The 19,437-nt window shown below is 33.7% G+C and carries 8 protein-coding genes; 1 reads left to right on the top strand and 7 read right to left on the bottom strand.

Features of this window, described 5'->3' with window-relative positions; translation table 11 throughout:
• Positions 1-51 precede the first annotated feature (51 nt).
• Positions 52-2,844, top strand: a complete 2,793-nt coding sequence (locus ACXGQT_RS12145; protein ID WP_457828860.1) for a T9SS C-terminal target domain-containing protein — start codon at positions 52-54, stop codon at positions 2,842-2,844.
• A gap of 80 nt (positions 2,845-2,924) precedes the next feature.
• Here the strand turns inward: ACXGQT_RS12145 and ACXGQT_RS12140 are convergent, their stop codons facing one another.
• From ACXGQT_RS12140 to ACXGQT_RS12110, 7 genes are read right to left on the bottom strand one after another with little or no spacing between them, the layout of a single operon-like run.
• Positions 2,925-4,490: a PQQ-dependent sugar dehydrogenase gene (locus ACXGQT_RS12140; protein WP_457828859.1), complete on the bottom strand. Its 1,566-nt coding sequence runs from the start codon at positions 4,488-4,490 to the stop codon at positions 2,925-2,927.
• A 58-nt stretch (positions 4,491-4,548) separates the two neighbouring features.
• Positions 4,549-6,567: an aceric acid hydrolase gene (locus tag ACXGQT_RS12135; protein WP_457828858.1), complete on the bottom strand. Its 2,019-nt coding sequence runs from the start codon at positions 6,565-6,567 to the stop codon at positions 4,549-4,551.
• A gap of 7 nt (positions 6,568-6,574) precedes the next feature.
• Positions 6,575-9,031, bottom strand: coding sequence for a pectate lyase family protein (locus ACXGQT_RS12130; RefSeq protein WP_457828857.1), 2,457 nt, complete (start codon positions 9,029-9,031; stop codon positions 6,575-6,577).
• On the bottom strand, positions 9,032-11,353 hold the full coding sequence (locus tag ACXGQT_RS12125) for a DUF5703 domain-containing protein (RefSeq protein ID WP_457828856.1): 2,322 nt from the start codon (positions 11,351-11,353) through the stop codon (positions 9,032-9,034).
• A gap of 20 nt (positions 11,354-11,373) precedes the next feature.
• Entirely contained in the window at positions 11,374-12,804 is a 1,431-nt protein-coding gene (locus tag ACXGQT_RS12120) for a sialate O-acetylesterase (protein ID WP_457828855.1), read from the bottom strand.
• Positions 12,801-16,193, bottom strand: coding sequence for a glycosyl hydrolase (locus ACXGQT_RS12115; RefSeq protein WP_457828854.1), 3,393 nt, complete (start codon positions 16,191-16,193; stop codon positions 12,801-12,803). The genes ACXGQT_RS12120 and ACXGQT_RS12115 overlap by 4 nt, the downstream gene beginning before the upstream one ends.
• On the bottom strand, positions 16,194-19,421 hold the full coding sequence (locus ACXGQT_RS12110; protein WP_457828853.1) for a glycoside hydrolase family 2 TIM barrel-domain containing protein: 3,228 nt from the start codon (positions 19,419-19,421) through the stop codon (positions 16,194-16,196).
• Positions 19,422-19,437 lie beyond the last annotated feature (16 nt).

Genomic DNA, 19,437 nt, shown 5'->3' with positions numbered 1-19,437 from the left:
ATAATATCCCTGTTTTTTTTCCTATAATTTTACAAAACTATGTAAATAAAAATGAAAATGAAATTTGCAAATTATAAAAACAAACAACATCATATATACATTTATATAACTATATTATTATGTTACTTAGCTCCTACATTTCTTTTACATGCACAAAACCCAATAGTAAAAATAGATTTTGACCAATCTGGTAGAAACTCTTCTGAAGTAAACCAAGCAGGATATACACCTTGGGTTGTGTCAGGAGTAAACACAGCAAATATCACGGAAAGTGGAGTTACTTTTACAGTGACAAAAGCAGGTAGTTTTGGACAACAAATAAGTTCTAGCTGGTATAAAGCAGGTATTCAATCTAGTGAGGCTGCAAAATTAGTAAATGACGGAATTACAGTAAAAGAAGGCACTGCTAATCAAGGAGGTCAAATAGAGCTACGCATTAGCGGTTTAGCTACAGGTGAACATAGTTTACTTGTTTATTTAAATGCTGTAGACAGCAACAATTACACATATAGCCCTATTGACATTTCTATTAATGGTAATTTAGTTGAAAACAACGTAGTACCTTCAGTAAGATCCTTAAATACAACTGATGCTAAATCTGTGTATTTAACATTTGAAGCCACAGCTAACAATGATATTGTTATCTTATTTGCTTCGGAAACCTCAGGTTCTGAAGATGTTAAAAATGTTTTATTAAATGGATTTGAATTGAATACTCCAAACATATTTTATCAAGCAACAGATCCAATACCATCACACAACGATGAACATGTTGAGTTAAATTCAAATAATCTATTACTACAATGGACTTCTACATCAAATGCTGTTTCTCAAAATATTTATTTTGGAACAAGCGCTACAGAAGTAGAAAATGCAGATACATCTTCTTCAGAATACATGGCTAATCAAAATACAACAACTAGTACTTATCAAGTAAATAATTTATATACAGGTAACACATACTATTGGAGAATAGATCAAATAGACAACAACAACACAATAACAAAAGGTAATATTTGGATGTTTCGTCCAGCTAAATTAGCTTTCCCAGAAGCAGAAGGATATGGTCGTTTTGCTCGTGGAGGTCGTGGAGGTAAAGTTGTTGCTGTAACAAATCTTAACGATAGTGGTTCTGGAAGTTTACGAGAAGCCGTTACCAGCAACATTGGCCCTAGAACAATTGTTTTCAATATATCTGGAAAGATAGAATTACAATCTAGACTAGTTTTAAGCCAACCCTATGTTACTATTGCTGGACAAACAGCTCCTGGCAAAGGAATAACCATTACTAATGCTCCTTTTGGTATTACTGGAGATGACAATATTGTTCAAAATATTAGAGTTCGCCTAGGTGGTGGTTCAACATATGACGGAATGGGACTTACAGGTGCTAATCACAGCATTATAGATCATTGTTCTATAAGTTGGACCATTGATGAATCTTTTAGTTCCCGTGGTGCTAAAAATATAACTCTACAACGCTCATTAATTTCAGAAGCATTAAATGCTGCTGGCCATCAAAATTATCCCACTGGAACAGAGCATGGTTATGCAGCTAGTATAGGTGGAGATATAGGTAGCTTTCATCACAATTTACTAGCACACAATTATGGTAGAAATTGGAGTTTAGCAGGCGGTTTAGATGGTAATGGATACTATGCTGGCTTAATGGATATTACAAACAACGTAGTTTATAATTGGGGAGCAAGAGCAACTGATGGAGGAACAAAAGAAATAAATTTTGTGAATAATTATTATAAACCAGGAGCAGGAACTACGTTATTTTATGCATTTACAGCAGAACACGAAAACGTTGGAATGGGAATGCAACGTGCCTATTTTTCTGGAAACGTAATGCCTGGTCATTTCGATGAAAATAGTCAATCCTCTGGTAGAAGAATAAAGTATTCTAATGGAGCTACATATAAGTATGAAACATTTGTAGATCAACCATTCTTCCCATCATATGTAACAACCCAAACAGCTAAACATGCATATAAAATAGTACTTTCCGATGTTGGTGTTACACAGCCTAGTTTTGATAATCATGACCAAAGAATGATTTCTGAAACTTTAAATGGTACTTACTCTGTTACAGGTAGTGTTACTGGTAAAAAGGGATTTCCTGACAATGAAGCAGACTCAGGAGGTTATGAAAATTATCCAGAGATAACGAGAGCAAATGACTGGGATTCTGATAATGATGGTTTACCTAATTGGTGGGAAACCATTATAGGTACAAATATTAATTCTGGAACAAATGATTTCTCTGATGCTAATGCTGATGATAACTTAGATGGTTATACCAATTTAGATCACTACTTACAATGGATGTCTTTACCACATTACAGCACAAACTCTGGTGACTTAATAAGTATTGACTTACAAGAACTATCAAGAGGTTTTACCAACAATCCCTCATATCAAGTCTCAAATATCATCAATGGAAATACCAATCTAACATCCAACACTTTAGAGTTTACACCAATAAATACAGGATTAGGTTCATTTGACTTTACTGTAACTGATGCCGATGGAGATAGCATGACACGTACTGTAAATATTTTAAATGGTTATAACTTGTTAAGTACTAAAAAAACAACAAACTCTCAGCTAAATATTTGGCCTATCCCCAACAAAGGTGATTTTTATATCCAAAAACAGAAAAACACCGTAAAATCTAGATATATAATCTATGATATATATGGAAGATCTGTTAAAAACGGAATACTTACAAATGATATAGAGACGGTCTCTTTGAATAATAAAGGAGTTTTTATTCTAAAAATCATAAACTTTAAGACAAAGCAAGTGGTTCATACACAAAAAATTATCATTCAATAAAAAATAGATAGTGTCTATTTTTAATACACTAAGTATATAATAGTTTAAAAAGGGATGTTAACACATCCCTTTTTTATTTCTTAATATAAAATCAAACGTTTTTGCCCAAAATGATTCTCCCCTTTAAGACATAAAATATAAACACCTGGAGTCAATCCCTCTATATCTATTTTATTTATCCCAAATGCTAAATTTGAATATATCTTCACAACTTTCCCTATTGAATTTATTAATTCAGCATTTATATTTGTATTATTCTTCTTTATATCTATAAGTAACTTATATTCATTATACTCTACCCATGTTCTAAAAAAATTAGATTTGTCTATTTGATTAGTAGACATGGACTCTTTATATGTAAACTTTAATATTGATCCTGGATTCTTCAATGTTGTCATAACATTTCTACCTGAAGCATCGGCTGTTTTACCAGTCTCATCAGTAATAACATAAAACGATTTACCATCAGGATCAATTGCAATATCCCTATATCTGTTAGTGGTATAGAAATATTCTTCAATTTCTCCAACAATGCCAGTACCATCACTATCTAATTTCACTTTATAAACCCTTCCTTTTTTTAAACTTGTAATTAACAACGAATTTTTCCACTCAGGCATCATATCACTCTCATATATATTTATACTTGATGGAGCAATATTAGGCCTACACATCCATGGATTATTACAATTAGTAGCTTTAGCTTCATCAGAATTTGGTAAATAAATAGAAAGTAAAGGATCTTGATAATTAGCCTCAGTAAAAGATGTTTCATTAGAGTGACAACCATCAGAATCATACATCAAATTATCTTTAACTCCTGCTACATATGGCCATCCATAATTTTTCCCTGCATTAATAATATTTAACTCATCATCAGAGCTAGGTCCATGTTCACTAGAATACAAAACACCATTACTTCCAAACACAAGACCTTGAGGGTTTCTATGTCCATATGTATATACATGACTTCTCACTCCATCAATAATAGGATTATCTTCCGGAATAGAACCATCTAAATTTAACCTTAAAACTTTACCTGGATAATTAGACCAATCACCATGATCCACTTGTTGTTGAGTAGGTAAAGATTGTGCTAAGTTAGAATCACAATCTTTAACCCCTAAATCACCTATCGTATGATATAATTTATTATCCGGCCCAAAAACCAAACGCCCCGACTGATGATCATTAGATGAAGGAAGATTGTCAAAAATCACTAAAGGAGAAGATAATAAACCATCATCTTGATTTACACTATATGTATATCTAACTATTTTTTGTTTTTTTTGACTCAATACATCATGGGTATATGATATATAAACATAAGGTTTCCCTTTTTTAAATTCATTATGAAAAGCCATTCCTAATAATCCATCTTGACCTCCACTAGATGACAAATCAGAAAGCTCTATTAAATCATCTCTAAAACCATTTATAGTGTTTACCCTAACAACAACACCTTTTTTCTCTGTAATCCATAAATAATCATCAGGTCCATAATGGATATCAAAAGGTTCATTCAACAAATAATCTGAACCAATCATAGTCATTTCAAAAGAAGACTGATTTTGTGAAAAAAGCATTTGATTAAAACTAATGGCTAAAAAAATTAAAACAATTCGCATTACATAATAAACATTCATTTTATTTGACTTTAAGTTAAGTAGCTAAGAAATTTAATCCATTTAAGCTACTGACATATTAATAAGACATCCAAACCGTCATTTCTTCTTTAGATCTGTTTCCCCAACTGTAATAAGGTACTAGTGTTATATTGATACTTTCTTGATTTTCTGACATAGATTTGTACAAAGAATTTTTCCAATTTATATTATCAACAAAGGCTTTTGCTTTTAATCCTGTCACTTCTCTATTGTTAATATTGATGTTTTTAGTCATAACAGCAGAATTTACATCTAAAACAATACTATTGATGTCTACTTTTTTTATCATATCTGCTGTTTCTAAACAATAAACAATAGGCCCTCTTTTTACTGCAACTTGATTTTTAGTCTCTTCAACCAATGGATTCGCTTGCATAAATTCTACTGGCATTGGAATATTTAATGTGATGATATCTCCTTTTTTCCAAATTCTCGATATTTTAGAATATGTGCCTGATATAATTTCTTTCTCTATTTTTTTATTATTTATAGAAATGATTGAGTTTTTACTCCAACCCGGAATTCTTAACGAAATATCAAATGTATTTTTAGGAGCTTTTGCAATTTTTAAAGTAATTTTTCCATTCCATGGGTAATTAGTTTCTTGTTCCAATTCTATTTTATCTCCTTCAATTGTTTCCGTTTTTAAATGATTACTTCCATATAAATTTACATACAACCCATCTTTTGATAAATTATATGCATAATTATTTACTTCTGCCAAAGTTCTGGTCACATTAGGGGCACAGCAATTGGAAAGAGAAATATATCCCTCTCTAAAATTCCCCCAACGTTGTTTAAAAGGTAACTTTTCCGATACATTTAAAGGATTGTTATAACAAAATTCTTGTCCGCTCAAACTCACTCCAGACATGACACTATTATACAATGCCAATTCTACAATATCGGCATATTTAGCCTCTCCTGTTATTTGCAGCATCCTCCAATTCCATAGTACATTCCCTATATTAGCACAAGTTTCATTGTGTGCTGTTGCGTTTGGTAATTGATAAGGTCTACCGTAAGCTTGATGAATTTTTTGAACAATAGAAGGATCATAAACTGTTCCGTCTGGTGACACCCCATCGTACAAAGCTCCACAAGCTCCTGTGATGTACATTTTTCTATACACCACATCATTCCAAATAGACTCCAAATTATCTAATAATTTTTTCTCTCCTGTTTCCGTATATAAATCGGCAACACCTGCATACAGATAATTTGCACGGACTGCATGTCCCATTGCTGTAGTTTGCTCTCTAAAGGGAATACGATCTTGATTATCATCCGTACCATCATTAGTCGTTCCTCTGATGTTTATTAAATTATTAGCCAACTCTAAATAACGCGGATCTTTTACGGTACGATACATTTCTATAATTCCCATATAATGGGATGGACAAATAGCATTACGAGCCAATTCTGGCGATGCTTTTTTATAAAAATCATATAAAAAATCAGCTACCCCTTTAGCTACTTCTAAAAAATTATCCTTTCCAGTGGCTCTATAATGTACACAAGCAGCCGTCATTAAATGTCCCATGTTATACTTTTCAAACCCTAATTGCTTTTTTAATTCTTCAGGCCCTAAGGTTCCCCAACGCTCTTCTATCAGTACAGGAGTATTTATGTAACCATCTTTTCTTTGTGCTTTTGCAAATAATGCAATCGCTTTATCCATTTCTTTATCTAAATTTTTGTCTTTAGTAACGGCATAAGTTGCAGCCATTCCTTCCAGAATTTTATAAAAATCACCATCGTGAAAAGAAGGTCCATCATGTTTTCCTTTCATCAACCCTGCTGCAATTTCAAAGTTTGCATATGCATGGGTAATGGAATCGTTATGATACAACTCCCACATATAAGGCAAAGTGTTTTCTACCTCCACATCAAATTGCTCTTTCCAAAAACCACTTGTCCAAGTAACATCTTGCATGTTTACACTTTGCAGTTTACTATAAGGACTAGCAGCATTCGCTACCAGTCCTTTATTCTGTGCAAAAACAAACGTATTAAAAGCTAACAAGCCCAATACAATTCCTTTATTTATTTTCATCGTTTCTTTATTTTATAAAAACATTAATCGTTCGTGTTTTTGAATCTCCATCAGCATCTTTAACTGAAATTTGAAAAGAAGCAAATCCTTTTTGAGTGTTCTTAAACCTAATTTTTCCGTTCTTTAATAATACTTCTCCATTTTTTACATTTGAAAAACTATAGGATGGTTTGTTTTCATACCCTTTAAAGTAATCTTTAACATCTAACTCGACTACCCCTCCATTTTCTATAAAAAAATGTGGCTGAGCCATCCAGTTTAAATAATCTTCTAATTGTGTAAATCCATCTTTATCCTCATCTTTATTGGTTTCAGAATAATCGTTTACTTTAGAATTAGGATTTAACCCGTGAGCTTCTTCCCACCAATTAGGCAAACCATCATGATCTGTATCCCAATCTTTAGGTCTTATTTCACTTGCATACTTTGGAAAACCACCAGCATCTAACTCTGTATCTATCATTCCCGGTAAACCGCTCTTGCTCCCTTTAAACTTGTATGTTCCTTTTAAAGTTTCATTGACAATGCGATGATCGTGATTATCAAAAAAGGGTTGCGTTGCTCCCACATCAGACAATACATCTTTATACGCTGCTGTGGCCGACTCTGTGTTTATATATGAAGGAAAGAATGGTTTATTTACAAATGTTTCAAAATCTACAATAGCCCCATTACTTATTTGTATTATTTTTCCATCTTCTTGATTATTTTCATCAAAATAACCTGGCATTACGTTCCCTTGAAAAAAGTATTGCTGTTTTCCTTTTCCTACACCTTCGTGTTGAACTTTTAAAGCATAAAATATTTTTGAAGCTGGTCCTGGTTTGTAATAATTATTTACAAAGTTTACTTGATTTGCACCTCCATCGGTAACACGTCCTCCCCAATTATAAACTACATTATTTCTAATATCTATTTTTCCTGAATAAAAACCATCACCATTTAATCCACCTCCAATACTCCAATTTCTACCATAATTGTGTGCTAATAAATTGTGATGAAAACTACCTATATCACCTCCAATTGTTGCAGCATACCCATGCATTTGTCCTGCTTTATATTTATCGTGACCCGCTACATTTAATGCCTCTGATATTAAAGTACGTTGTAGCGTAATATGATGTGCTCCTCTAGAACTAAAAGATTCATCAATAGTCCAACTTATAGAACAATGATCAATAATACTATAATCAGCTCCTGTTAAGCCCATACCGTCAAAAGTAGTTCCTGAACCAATTCTTACCTTTAAGAAACGAACAATACCATCATCACCCGTTAAGCCTACAGGAGCTCTACTAATGGTAATCCCTTCTCCTGGTGCTGTTTGTCCTGCTACAGTTATATAAGGTTGATTGATGACCAATCTTGATTTTAATTCAATATTTCCAGACACGTTAAACACAATAGTTCTAGGTCCAATTTCCTGATTTACGGCATCACGGAAACTTCCAGGTCCATCATCATTTAAATTGGTTACTTCTACTACTTTTCCACCACGTCCTCCAATGGCAAAACGCCCATATCCTTCTGCTCCTGGAAAAGCCAATTGTGCAGGTCTAAAAGACCACACATTTCCTTTGGTAATGTCTCCATTTGCATCTTCCTCATCTACTCGCCAATAATAAGTATTCATACTGTATAAATCGTCTACAACAAAGTTGTTTTCTGTCAGTTTTCCTTGATACAAAGAAGATAATTCTCCTGCATTTTTTATCTCTTCTTGGTTTTCTCCAAAATACACATGATGTGCTGCTGTTCCTTTTGGAGATTTCCATGTTAGATTTAAATTTTCCTCTACCACCACATGTTCATCGGCATTTTCTGGCTGTGGAGTGTTAGATTGTTTTTTAAGATTTGGAGTATCAATCTCAAAACCATTGATCACAAATTCAGAAATATCTGATCCTTTAGTTCCTTCAAAACGAATTACAGTCTCTTTGTTTTCTTCTACCGTAAAAGTTAAATAAGCTATTGCCGATTCAATTTTAGCAAAAGCTCTATTGCTTTGCAAAACTGTTTCTACCTGTTTACCATTTACATAAACTTTAACAGGAGTTACTGTTCGCTCTCTTAAATTAGAAAAGGTATTATGAAATGTCAGCAATGAATGTTTTCCTGGTTTTAGTCCACTAATGCTCATTTCTACTTCTTTTTCAGAAACCAATCCATCACTTACCAATTGGGCGTAATGAGGAGCACTCATTCCTATTTTTACCCAATTAGATTTAAAATCTCCTTTTAGTTTTACAGTCACTCCTTCAAAAGATTTTTCATCTTCTTTTCCTTCATTAATCACCCAAGGTTGATATAAAGGGTCATGAACTTCTGATATTCTCCTTCCCGAAAAATCAAAATCTACTTTTACTACTTGCTTTTCTGTTTCTTTATTGTTTTGACATTGCACATTTAACAATGTAAATACGGCCAAAAACCATGAACTCGAAATATGTTTTATGAATCTCATCTATCTAAAATTTATTTTTTCTGTATTATTATACTCCAATATATTTTGAAGGTCTTTTCTTCTTTCCTCTGGACTTACTTTTATTATTTCAACCACACCATTTTCTAGCTTGACTTCTACTGTTGTATTTTGAGAAGCATGTAACTTAAAATGTACATTCCAATCTTTTGGCCAAGCAGGAAACAACACTATTTTTTCATTTACTTCTTGTAATAACATTAATTGCATTCCAATCATTCCAGCTCCTCCCCAATTATGATCTGGTACCCAGTCAAAACCTGGTCCCCAAAAGGTGGGGAAACGTCTTTCTGAATTTGCCATTTTTAATAAAGTATATTTTGCAGCTTCATTGGTTAATCCCAATCTAGCAGCCATAATATTACTTTGCTTCCACCCTACATGACTCCTAAACTTTAACAAATCTTCATCTAATAGATATGTATTTTGTGCCACTTCTAAATCGGGTTTTCCTATGCTGTAAATCTTCCATGGAAACACTGGATACAATTGTGCTGCTTCAGTATTATTGATACGTTCCCATGTTTTTGCAGGAGCTAAGACTTTTTGATGATTAATTTCCTTAAAATTTAAAGGTGGAATTCTTTTCTGAAACTCCTTTAGGTAAATAACTTCCTCTGTTGTTAAATCTTCCGAAGACAACTTTAATAGTTTCTCTGTTACTACTTTTAAAGCAGAAATGGTACTATTAGCATTGTTTGCCATTTTGTAAGTTTCTACGGCTGATCCTGGGTACAAAACCAAATGCCCATTGGCATCTAAAGATTTTCTTCCTCTCTTTTTGGCTAAATACTGATAATGTTCATCAAAAAAACGAAGACAGCTCAATACAAAATTATTGTACTTTCTAATATCAATATTTGCATATTCTTTTTGCTCCAACATCATTTTACAAAACTCAAAAACTGTATCCCATTGATACTCTAACCAAGCATTATATTGCATGCCTGCATCATAATTTTCAGGACGTCCCCAACCATATTCAGCAGGATTTGGCAATCCAAAATTTTCTAATTGTTCTGTAAAAGCAGCCCCTTTATGATTCCAATAAACTTGACTACGTAACTCCGCATTTTTTTGAAGCGTTAAATAATAATCTAACTGCGATGTCATCATATCAAAGTCACCACTTTTAAACATTGGAAAATAAACCAAACGTTGATTTTGTTGAGTCATAGTTCCTCCTCCCCAGTTTCTAAAATCTGGTGTAAAAGGATGATCTTCTTTGGTAAAAACAGGATCTACCGTAAACAAACCACCATTAAATTTTGTTGGATATTTTCCATAAGCATTGGCTCCTAACATATAACGGAACAACTGATAATTTTGCCCTATTTGATATACAGAATCTTGTGCTTTTACATTTCTGTTTTGAGTATAAATAAAACTTCTATTCCAATACTGATTCCACCATTTTTTTGTTCTTTTTTCATCTGACTTATAATCCTCTACAAAATCCTTCAATCCTTTTTTATAAACCGATATATTTTGGTCTTGAGTCGTGTGTAAATAAATAGATAATTGATGTTTCTTACTTGCTTTTTTACTCTGTAAGCTATAACCTTTATAATCGGTATCTTGATACGTTCCTGTATAAGTGTCTGCTGAAATCATATTTTCTCCAATCATCTTTCCTCCAAAAGTCAAATACTTTAAAGGATTCATCATCTGGTCTTTTACAGACTCCAATTGCTGTTGTGCTACCGCAACATCAAATACTGTTTTTTCTCTATTTTGATGGTAAAATGAAATGGTATTCTTTTCAAAACTAATAGAGTCTCTATAAGTAATAATATCTCCTTGAGGAGCCCATTTATATGAGTTGGCATTATTGGCTTTTCCTTTTACAAGTCTGTTCTTATATCTCCAATTTTCATAAGAAGCTTTTACACTTACAGTTTGTTTGCTTTTTATATCTACATGAATGACAGGGTGAAAAACATCTACCCAAAGTTTTATCTCCGTATTGTTTTGAGAAATTTTCACATAACCATCATGCAATACCAACTCTTGATGAAACCCATCTTTATTTTTAAATGGATTTGGACTTAGCTCTAATTTTACACGACCTAGTTTTAATAAGGTGTTGTGTTCATCAAAAGTTCCACTTCTTGAAAAATAGAAATATACACTTCCTTGTTCAACCCAAACATTCGCCCCAATATCTCCACCTCCTAAAGGCATCGATTCTGAAGCATTTTTACTTTGGCTTGTCCATATTTGATTATAATCGTTAAGCTCAGGAGTTTGAGCATTTACTAGAAACGAAAACATCAAAAAAAAGGAAATAATGATCTTTTTCATGGTATGATATTCTTGATGTATTACCAATTATCGGTTCTGAAAGATGAAATCGGTAATCCGCCTCCACTGAACAACTCTGCCTTTACATAGTTTTTAAATAAATAGCGAACTGCTATTGGCTTAGCTACTTTTGGAGTAGATAATATTACCGACTTTGTTCTAACAATAGCTTGAGCAGGATAAAAGACTTTATTTTCTCCAGCAATCTCAAACCCTTTCACTTCTTTCCAAAAAGAGGTAATACCATTAGGTATATTGTCAAATGAAAGGATTACTGTACTTTCAATTATTTCTATAGATCTGAACACAGGACTTTCATATTCAAAACCTTCTAATCCATAGGTTTTAGCCAATGCCAAATACGCTAAACGTTTTCCTCCTTTTTCTTTATCCATTGGATGAATACTAATTTCCTCTCCAACATCCATTAAAACTGCCATTCCTGAATTTGAAATCTCCTTTGATGCCTGTAATTGTGCTTCTCTTAAGTAAGCCGAATTATATTTTTCTAAATTGTCTAGCGGATGAAAACGTGCATAATCAAAAGGGGCTATTTGAGCATAATAAAATGGAAACGCTCCTTGGTTCCACAACTCTCTCCATGATCCTACCATTTTTTTGAACAAATCTTTATACTCAAAAGGTCTTTCATAATTAGATTCTCCTTGATACCAAATAGCTCCTTTAATTCCGTAACCAATTACAGGCGATAACATTCCATTAAATAAAGTTGTAGGTACTCTGTTTGGATTGCTTTTTAAATCACTTTCTGTTTTTGGTAAGGGTAATGTATTCTCAAAATCTTCTAACATTTCTTTATTCATCCAAGCTTCTACGTTTGATCCTCCGTAAGACACGTGAATCAATCCTACAGGAACTTGTAACACCTCTTGTAACAAACTTCCAAAATACCAAGCCGTAGCACTAAAACCACCTGTTGTTTGTGGACCTGCTACTTCCCACTGTCCTTTAAAATCTTCTTTAGGTGATAAAACAGTAGCTCTTGGTACTGTTATCAAACGAATATTTTTATTGGTTGAACGAACAATCTCATCATTCCCACCTATCACGGGTTGTCCAGGAAAACCTTTTAAAGGCATTTCCATGTTAGACTGTCCAGAACACAACCAAACTTCCCCAACTAACACATTGTTAATGGTTTTTATTTCGCTACCGTTTGATACCATAATCATATAAGGGCCTCCCGCCTTAGGAGTAGTTAAATTTGTTTTCCACTTTCCTAATTTATCGGCTTTAACCTGATATTCTTTTGCATCCCAAGACGTAGAAATCGTTAATTTTTCATGCTTATTTGCCCAACCCCAAATAGGAACATTACTTTCTTGCTGCAATATCATATTATCTGTAAACAATGCTGGTAATTTAATTTCTGCATGCATAGTTATAACGCTAAACAAACAAGCTACTACTATGGTCAATAATTTTTTCATTTTTTTAAAGTCTTTTGAATTTTAATATCTCCTAACAAACCAGATTTCACCATCATGGTTTCCTCTAATCTATAAGGTGCTGTGGTCCACGTTAACCGATCTTCTTTTGATAATTTTTCATCACCAATTAATCTATTAGCCCAAGTATTGGTCACTTTTATAGTCAAGGTATTTTCTCCTTTTTTTAAAGCTTTTGATATGTTTTTTCTGTAAGGATACGTCCATAAAACACCACAATCTTTTCCATTGACACTGATTTCTGCAATGTTGTTGATTTCATCAAACTCTAGGTACAAATCCTTTTCAACCTCTTTATTCCATTCAAATGTTTTGGTGTAAATAGCCGTTCCAGAATAATATTTAATACTATCATTGCTCGAAGTGCTCCAATCAAAAAGTTGATGAATTTCAATTGGTTTTGATGGCCCATGAAATGCTTTATCAAACTGAACCGTCCAATCCTGATTTAAAGTCTGAACTGTTTTATAACTCGACCCATTTTTATTTTCTTCTAAACCTTTCTCATCTTGATTTTCTTTAAAAATCACAAAAAGAGATTCGTTTTTATCAAACTGTAACGGAATAATTGTTCTTCCTTTTTCCACTCTCCAATCTTGCACGGTTAAAGTTTCATCAGTCACAGGGTTGTATAAAACAGGTGTTTTATTTGACACTCTAAAAGACACCGCTACTTGCCTTTGTTCTTCTTTTTGATTTGCCAAAAAATAAATATCTTCCTTATAATACGATCTATGTGTCCAAGCGATGGTACTCGCATCCTTTTTATTGATTTTTACATCTGCAGTAATTCCAAATGCCGAAAAATCAGATTCTAAATAAGGTAATTTTACCACCGTTCCTTTTCCTAAAGACCATTGTTTATCTTCGTTACCAGACCAAATTTCATCAATAATTTGTTGCCACTTTTCTGTTTCTTGAACCGTGTGTTTTCCTGGAATACTTGTAGGTTTTTCATTCACAAAAACAGTCGCTCCATCTTTTACCAAATTCAAAATCTTTTGAGCTACCTCCAAAGACATCATTTTGTTTGGAGACATTTTTGTTACCCCAGGAAACAATAAAAATTGATACGCTACTTTGTCTGAGAAAATCACATTCCCATTTTTTACATAAGCACTCAATAATACATCACTATTAAAAGAATCGTATTTGTAACCATTTAAAGCATTTACCCACTCTGATAAATCCGTACTATTTTTAGTGTATTTTACCTCTTTAGGCATACGTGCTGATGGCTGACCTACATTTGCTAATCTTTCCTTTTCTGATGCCACTCGTTCAGCTCCAAAAACATTTGGAATGGATGACACCAACCTATCTGGCAACACCGATCTCGAAGGGATTTCTTCCCCTGTAAATACTGCAAAATCTATCACCGGATGTCCTTTTTGCAATTGGAATTGTACATTTTTACAATACTCAAAAAAAGCTTTTCCGGGTTTCCACCAAGTTTGATCTCGTTGAAAAAAAGTTCCTATAGGATCTAAAGTCATTCCCGGCTTTCTATCTAACCATGGATTATGTACAAAAACATGATAAAAAAAGCGATTGATTCCTAAGGCATAATTTCTATCGGCCAAGGTTTTTAAATTCCCAGGATGTTCATCCCAATCCATTCTTAACTGAGTAAATGCTTCTGCTTGAATGATATCTTTTCCATAAATATGTCCTCCTGAAATAGCATCTAACATATCATTAGGTTTGTCATGTGTAGGACTTCTTAACCAAAACTCTCCACTAGGGTAATCAATATGCTTAAAATGCAACAAACCATCACTCGTCATGGTTGGAGCTACATTTTCTGAACTAAATTTAACTCCAGCTTTTTTAGCTTCGTCTGCCAAAACCCCAAAGAAATTATCTACAATTAATTCCGATATGGTTTTTCTAATATCGTATAACACATTTTCAGAAGTTTCAATGTCATCCAACGGAATCCCCGCCATTACGGGTAAATATTCCACAACATCGTAACCTCTACGTTTTTTAAATTCTTCTCTAAAAACAGGTGACCAATTTTGACTTCCACACTCCCAACTATCCATGTGTAATATTTCCACCACTTTTGAGGATAATTCTGGTCCTGCTACTCTTAACATTTTCCCGAACCAATGGTCTAATTGAAAACGAACAGCCTCTGCATTAAATTTATCAACCTCTAAACCACGACCTCCTCCTGCTGTTGCATTTTCATGTCCTGTGGAAGTATGTCCAAATCGCATAATTCTCCATTTTTTTTCTGATGGAGCTTGCCAATTTAAAACACCTTTCTCATCTACAAACCCAGAAATATTGATCATCTTAGAAAGATTTACACAATCCTCCTTTGTGATTTTTGTATTATTTAGTTTTGAACTAATTCTCCATACCGCCCCTGATTTTCCTTCATAATTCTCAATTAAAGGTTCTTCTGAAAGAATAATTTTTGTGACTTTTAAGCCTTGGTTCCATTTGGCCATATCAATATCTTCAGCCCCAGGTTCTGAACCTTTAGGATTGTAAACAAATCTGAAATATTTTGCTTGTACAAATAGACTATGTGTATAATCTTCATCGGTATCTTGCCAACCAGAACGTGGGGTTTCTAATCGACCTAAACTCTTATAAGTAATTCCATCATCACTCACCTCAACCATCATTCTGTGCGCTTGATAATTGTTTCCTTTGGTTTTAATATGAATGGATTTACAAGAAAAAGGTTCTTTAAATTCATATTGAATATAGCCTTGTCCATACAAACGTAATTGTGTTTGATCGGTAGATGCATCACTTAAAAAAGAAGCTTCTTCACCTATTGATGTACTAATTTTAGGCTGAACATCAATGGATGTTTGATGTTTATATTCTACAGGAAAAGCAAACGTAGCAATGTCTTTGTAGTAATTTTTATAATGCTCAGGAGTTGGCAAGTTTGTCCCTTTCAGGTTTTTCCCTTCCAATATGGTATCTGCCCAAACCACTTTTTGCATCGACATTTCTGGTGTAATCCAAGGCCCTCCAGCAACAGCAAAACCGTCTGCAGGATGAAAACCAATTTTTACACCTAACCTTTCTGCTTCGGTTAGAGCCCAACGAACCAATTCCCAAAATTCATCACTTAATTGTACTACTGGTGGATTCATTAAAGGTTCTTCTCCTGGACCTTTAATCGTCATTAAATAAGCACCTCGAATTCCAGCTTGTTTCATTGCTTCTAAATCGGCAGTAATTCCTTCTTTAGAGTAAGTACTTTTTAACCAATACCAATACACCCATGGCATGGCACTTTCTTCCGTAGGTTCAAAATAAGACACTTCTTTTTTTACCGATGGTTTGCAAGAAACCATTAGTATCATGATAAAAAACAAATATTTGAATCCTTGTTTCATTTAATAGTTAAACTTTTTAAGTGTCTTAGATAGGCCTTTATCAAAAGGAGTTATATAAAAACTGTATTTGTAATCTTTAGATGTAATTTGATACTTTTCTAAAGGAGCTGCTACTGGTGACCAACTATCATTCCCTCCAATTCCCATTTGTTTTAAATCAATATTTAATGTCAAATAACCTGGATTTTTTAAATCATATGTATGCTTAGCTTCATTGATATTCTTTTCTGTATATGGCCAAACACTCATACTCAACGGTTGTTCTCCAAGCACTAAAATCCCTTTATTTTTACTAATGGTTGAAGCTGCCATCCATCTCACTTCTGTTCTATTTCCATTTTCTTGAGGGCGAACATAAGGCTCTATAAATTTGTCTAATGGCAAGCTGTAACGCTCCACAAAAAAACCGTGGTTTCTATCGATATAATTCTCTAGCTCCCCTTTCCCGTACCATGAAATTTGTTTAAAATCATTTTTAATCCCCATTTGCATTCCAACTTTTGGAATGTTAGGTAAATCCTTAGAAGCCGTTAAATGATATTCAACTTTAATAACACCGTTTGGTTTGACATGGTACGAAACCGAAACACGTGCGCTATCTTTTACTACTTCGTAAACAGATGTTATCTTAATATCTTGGGCTACTTTTTTAGTAGCTATGGAAGTTAAAGTTGGCTGATGATTATACCAAGGTTTTAAAACTTTATGTGGTTTCCAACCTTTGCTATCATTGTCCGTAAATGGCCTGGTAAAGTTTGGTAATAAAGGAGCAAATATTTGTTCTTCGCCGTTAAATACATAAGAATTTAAGGCTCCATTTTCTTTATCAACTATCACACTAAAATTATTTCCTTTGATGGTATAATTTTTCTCTGAATCTAATACAGATAAGGTCTCTTTCGATGTTTTTGAGAAATCATCTATTGGTTTCTTAGGAACTAACAAAAACTGATCTTTGGCAACAACATATCCTTTATCTGCCCATAGCTCATCTTTTGACAATCGGAATTCAATATTTAAAAAGTATTCAGCATCCGATTTCATTCTAGGTAGATATTTTTCAATATCAACAACCATTTCTTCTCCTGCTTTAATCTCTAACGGATTTAACTCGTATGTTTTCTTAACCACACCATTTTCTAATATTGTGATAACAGGAATAAATGCTGATAAAGATTGTGTAGCCTGACAATTTTTAATGGTTAGCTGATTTCCTTTTAACGATGAAACTGCAGGTTGATACACCCATTTATTTTCATACATGGCTGCTTTTGGTCTACCGTCTGAAGCAACTATACCATTGATACAGAAATTTCCATCGTGTAGTTGTTCTCCAAAATCACCTCCGTAAGCATAAAACTCTTGGCCTGTTTTTTCATCAACTTTTAACAAACCTTGATCTTTAAAATCCCAAATACAACCACCTATAACTCTAGGCAATCGTCTAAACTCATCCCACAATTCTTTTAGATTTCCTGTTGAATTCCCCATAGAATGAGAATATTCCACAAACAAAATAGGACGTGTGTCTGCTTTATTGTCTACCAAAAACTGTGGTGTAAATACCCCTGGATAAAAACGACTCACCATATCTACATAGGCTTCATCTTGTGGGTTTTCAAAACGATGAGAATGATCTCCTGTTGATGGATATCTTGGATCTCTTTCATCAATATATCCATCCAATCTAGGATTTCCTTGAGCGGGTTCAAAATGCACAGGTCTAGTAATGTCAAAATCATGTGTCCAACCCGCCATCGCGGCATGGTTTGGTCCTTTTCCAGATTCATTTCCTAAACTCCACATGATCACACTTGGGTGATTTTTATCACGCTCTACCATTCTGGTCATACGTTCCATATACGCATGTGTCCAACTTGGATCATTACTCAACTTGCCTCCCAGTCCATGGGTTTCTAAATTCGCTTCATCCATCACCATAATTCCGTATGTATCACATAATTCGTAGAAATACGAATCGTTAGGATAATGACTGGTTCTAATGGTGTTAAAATTAAATTGCTTGATGGTTTTTACATCTTCTTCAATATCTTTTCTAGTCAATGCTTTTCCTCTAATAGGATGATGATCATGACGATTGACTCCGTAGATATACGTTTCTTTTCCGTTGATTAATAATTTTCCGTTCTCTTTTGAAAACTCAATAGATCGGAAACCAACTTTACAAGATTTTACTTCGGAAATGTTTCCGTTTTCATCTTTTAACGTCATCACCAACGTATATAAATTTGGTGCTTCTGAACTCCACTTTTTAGGATTTTTGATCGTCTTTTCAAAAAAACCAAAACGCACATTATCCAAACGAGGGTAACTTTCATTTACAATGGCTTTGGCTAAAGTATCAATAGGTTTTTCAAATAAAGCCTCGTTTTTATCATTATACAACTGAAATTCAAACGAAGTATTCTTAATAGTATCTCCAGTTAAGTTTTCTAATTTTGGACGTAATTGAAAAACAGCATCTTTATACTCTTTATCTAATTTTGCTTGATAAAAGAAATCTTGAATGCGTAGTTTTGGTTCAGCCATTACAAAAACTTCTCGCTGAATCCCACTCATTCGCCAATGGTCTTGATCTTCTAAATAAGCACCATCACTATAGCGAATCACTTGGACGGACAATATATTTTCTCCTTCTTTTATATAAGGTGTAATATTAAATTCTGATGGTAAAAAACTATCTTCTCCATACCCTAAAAACTCCCCATTGACCCATACCTGAAAAGCTGAACTCACCGCTCCAAAATGAAGGGTAACCGTCATGTTTTTTTGCCAGTCATTTGGCACCGTAAATTTACGTTGATAAGACCCTACACTATTATCATCTGTAGGAACAAAAGGAGGATTGATAGGTCTAAAAGGATAGACTGCACTTTTGTAAATTGGAATTCCATAACCATGCAATTCTATATTAGAGGGCACTTCTATTTTATCCCATCCATTTACTTCTTGCTTATAAAAATATTTAGGAGCTTCTTCTAAGTTTTTTGCATACTTAAAATTCCACTCACCGTTTAACATCATCAAACGGCTTTTTTCTCTATCTCCTTCTAAAGCATCTGCAACTGTTTTATAAGAATAAGCCGTAGCTCTTGCAGGCTGTCTATTGATACTAGTTACCAACGGATCTTCCCAAGGTGCATAACTATATTTTTTAGGTGTTTCAGGAATCCCAGCAGGCTCTCCTGTAACTGTTTGTGCCTTCATATTTGAAATCCAACAG

The sequence above is a fragment of the Wenyingzhuangia sp. IMCC45467 genome (genome assembly GCF_054111205.1).
The sequence above is the reverse complement of the archived record's forward strand: the minus strand, read 5'-3'. Positions and strand labels throughout refer to the sequence as shown.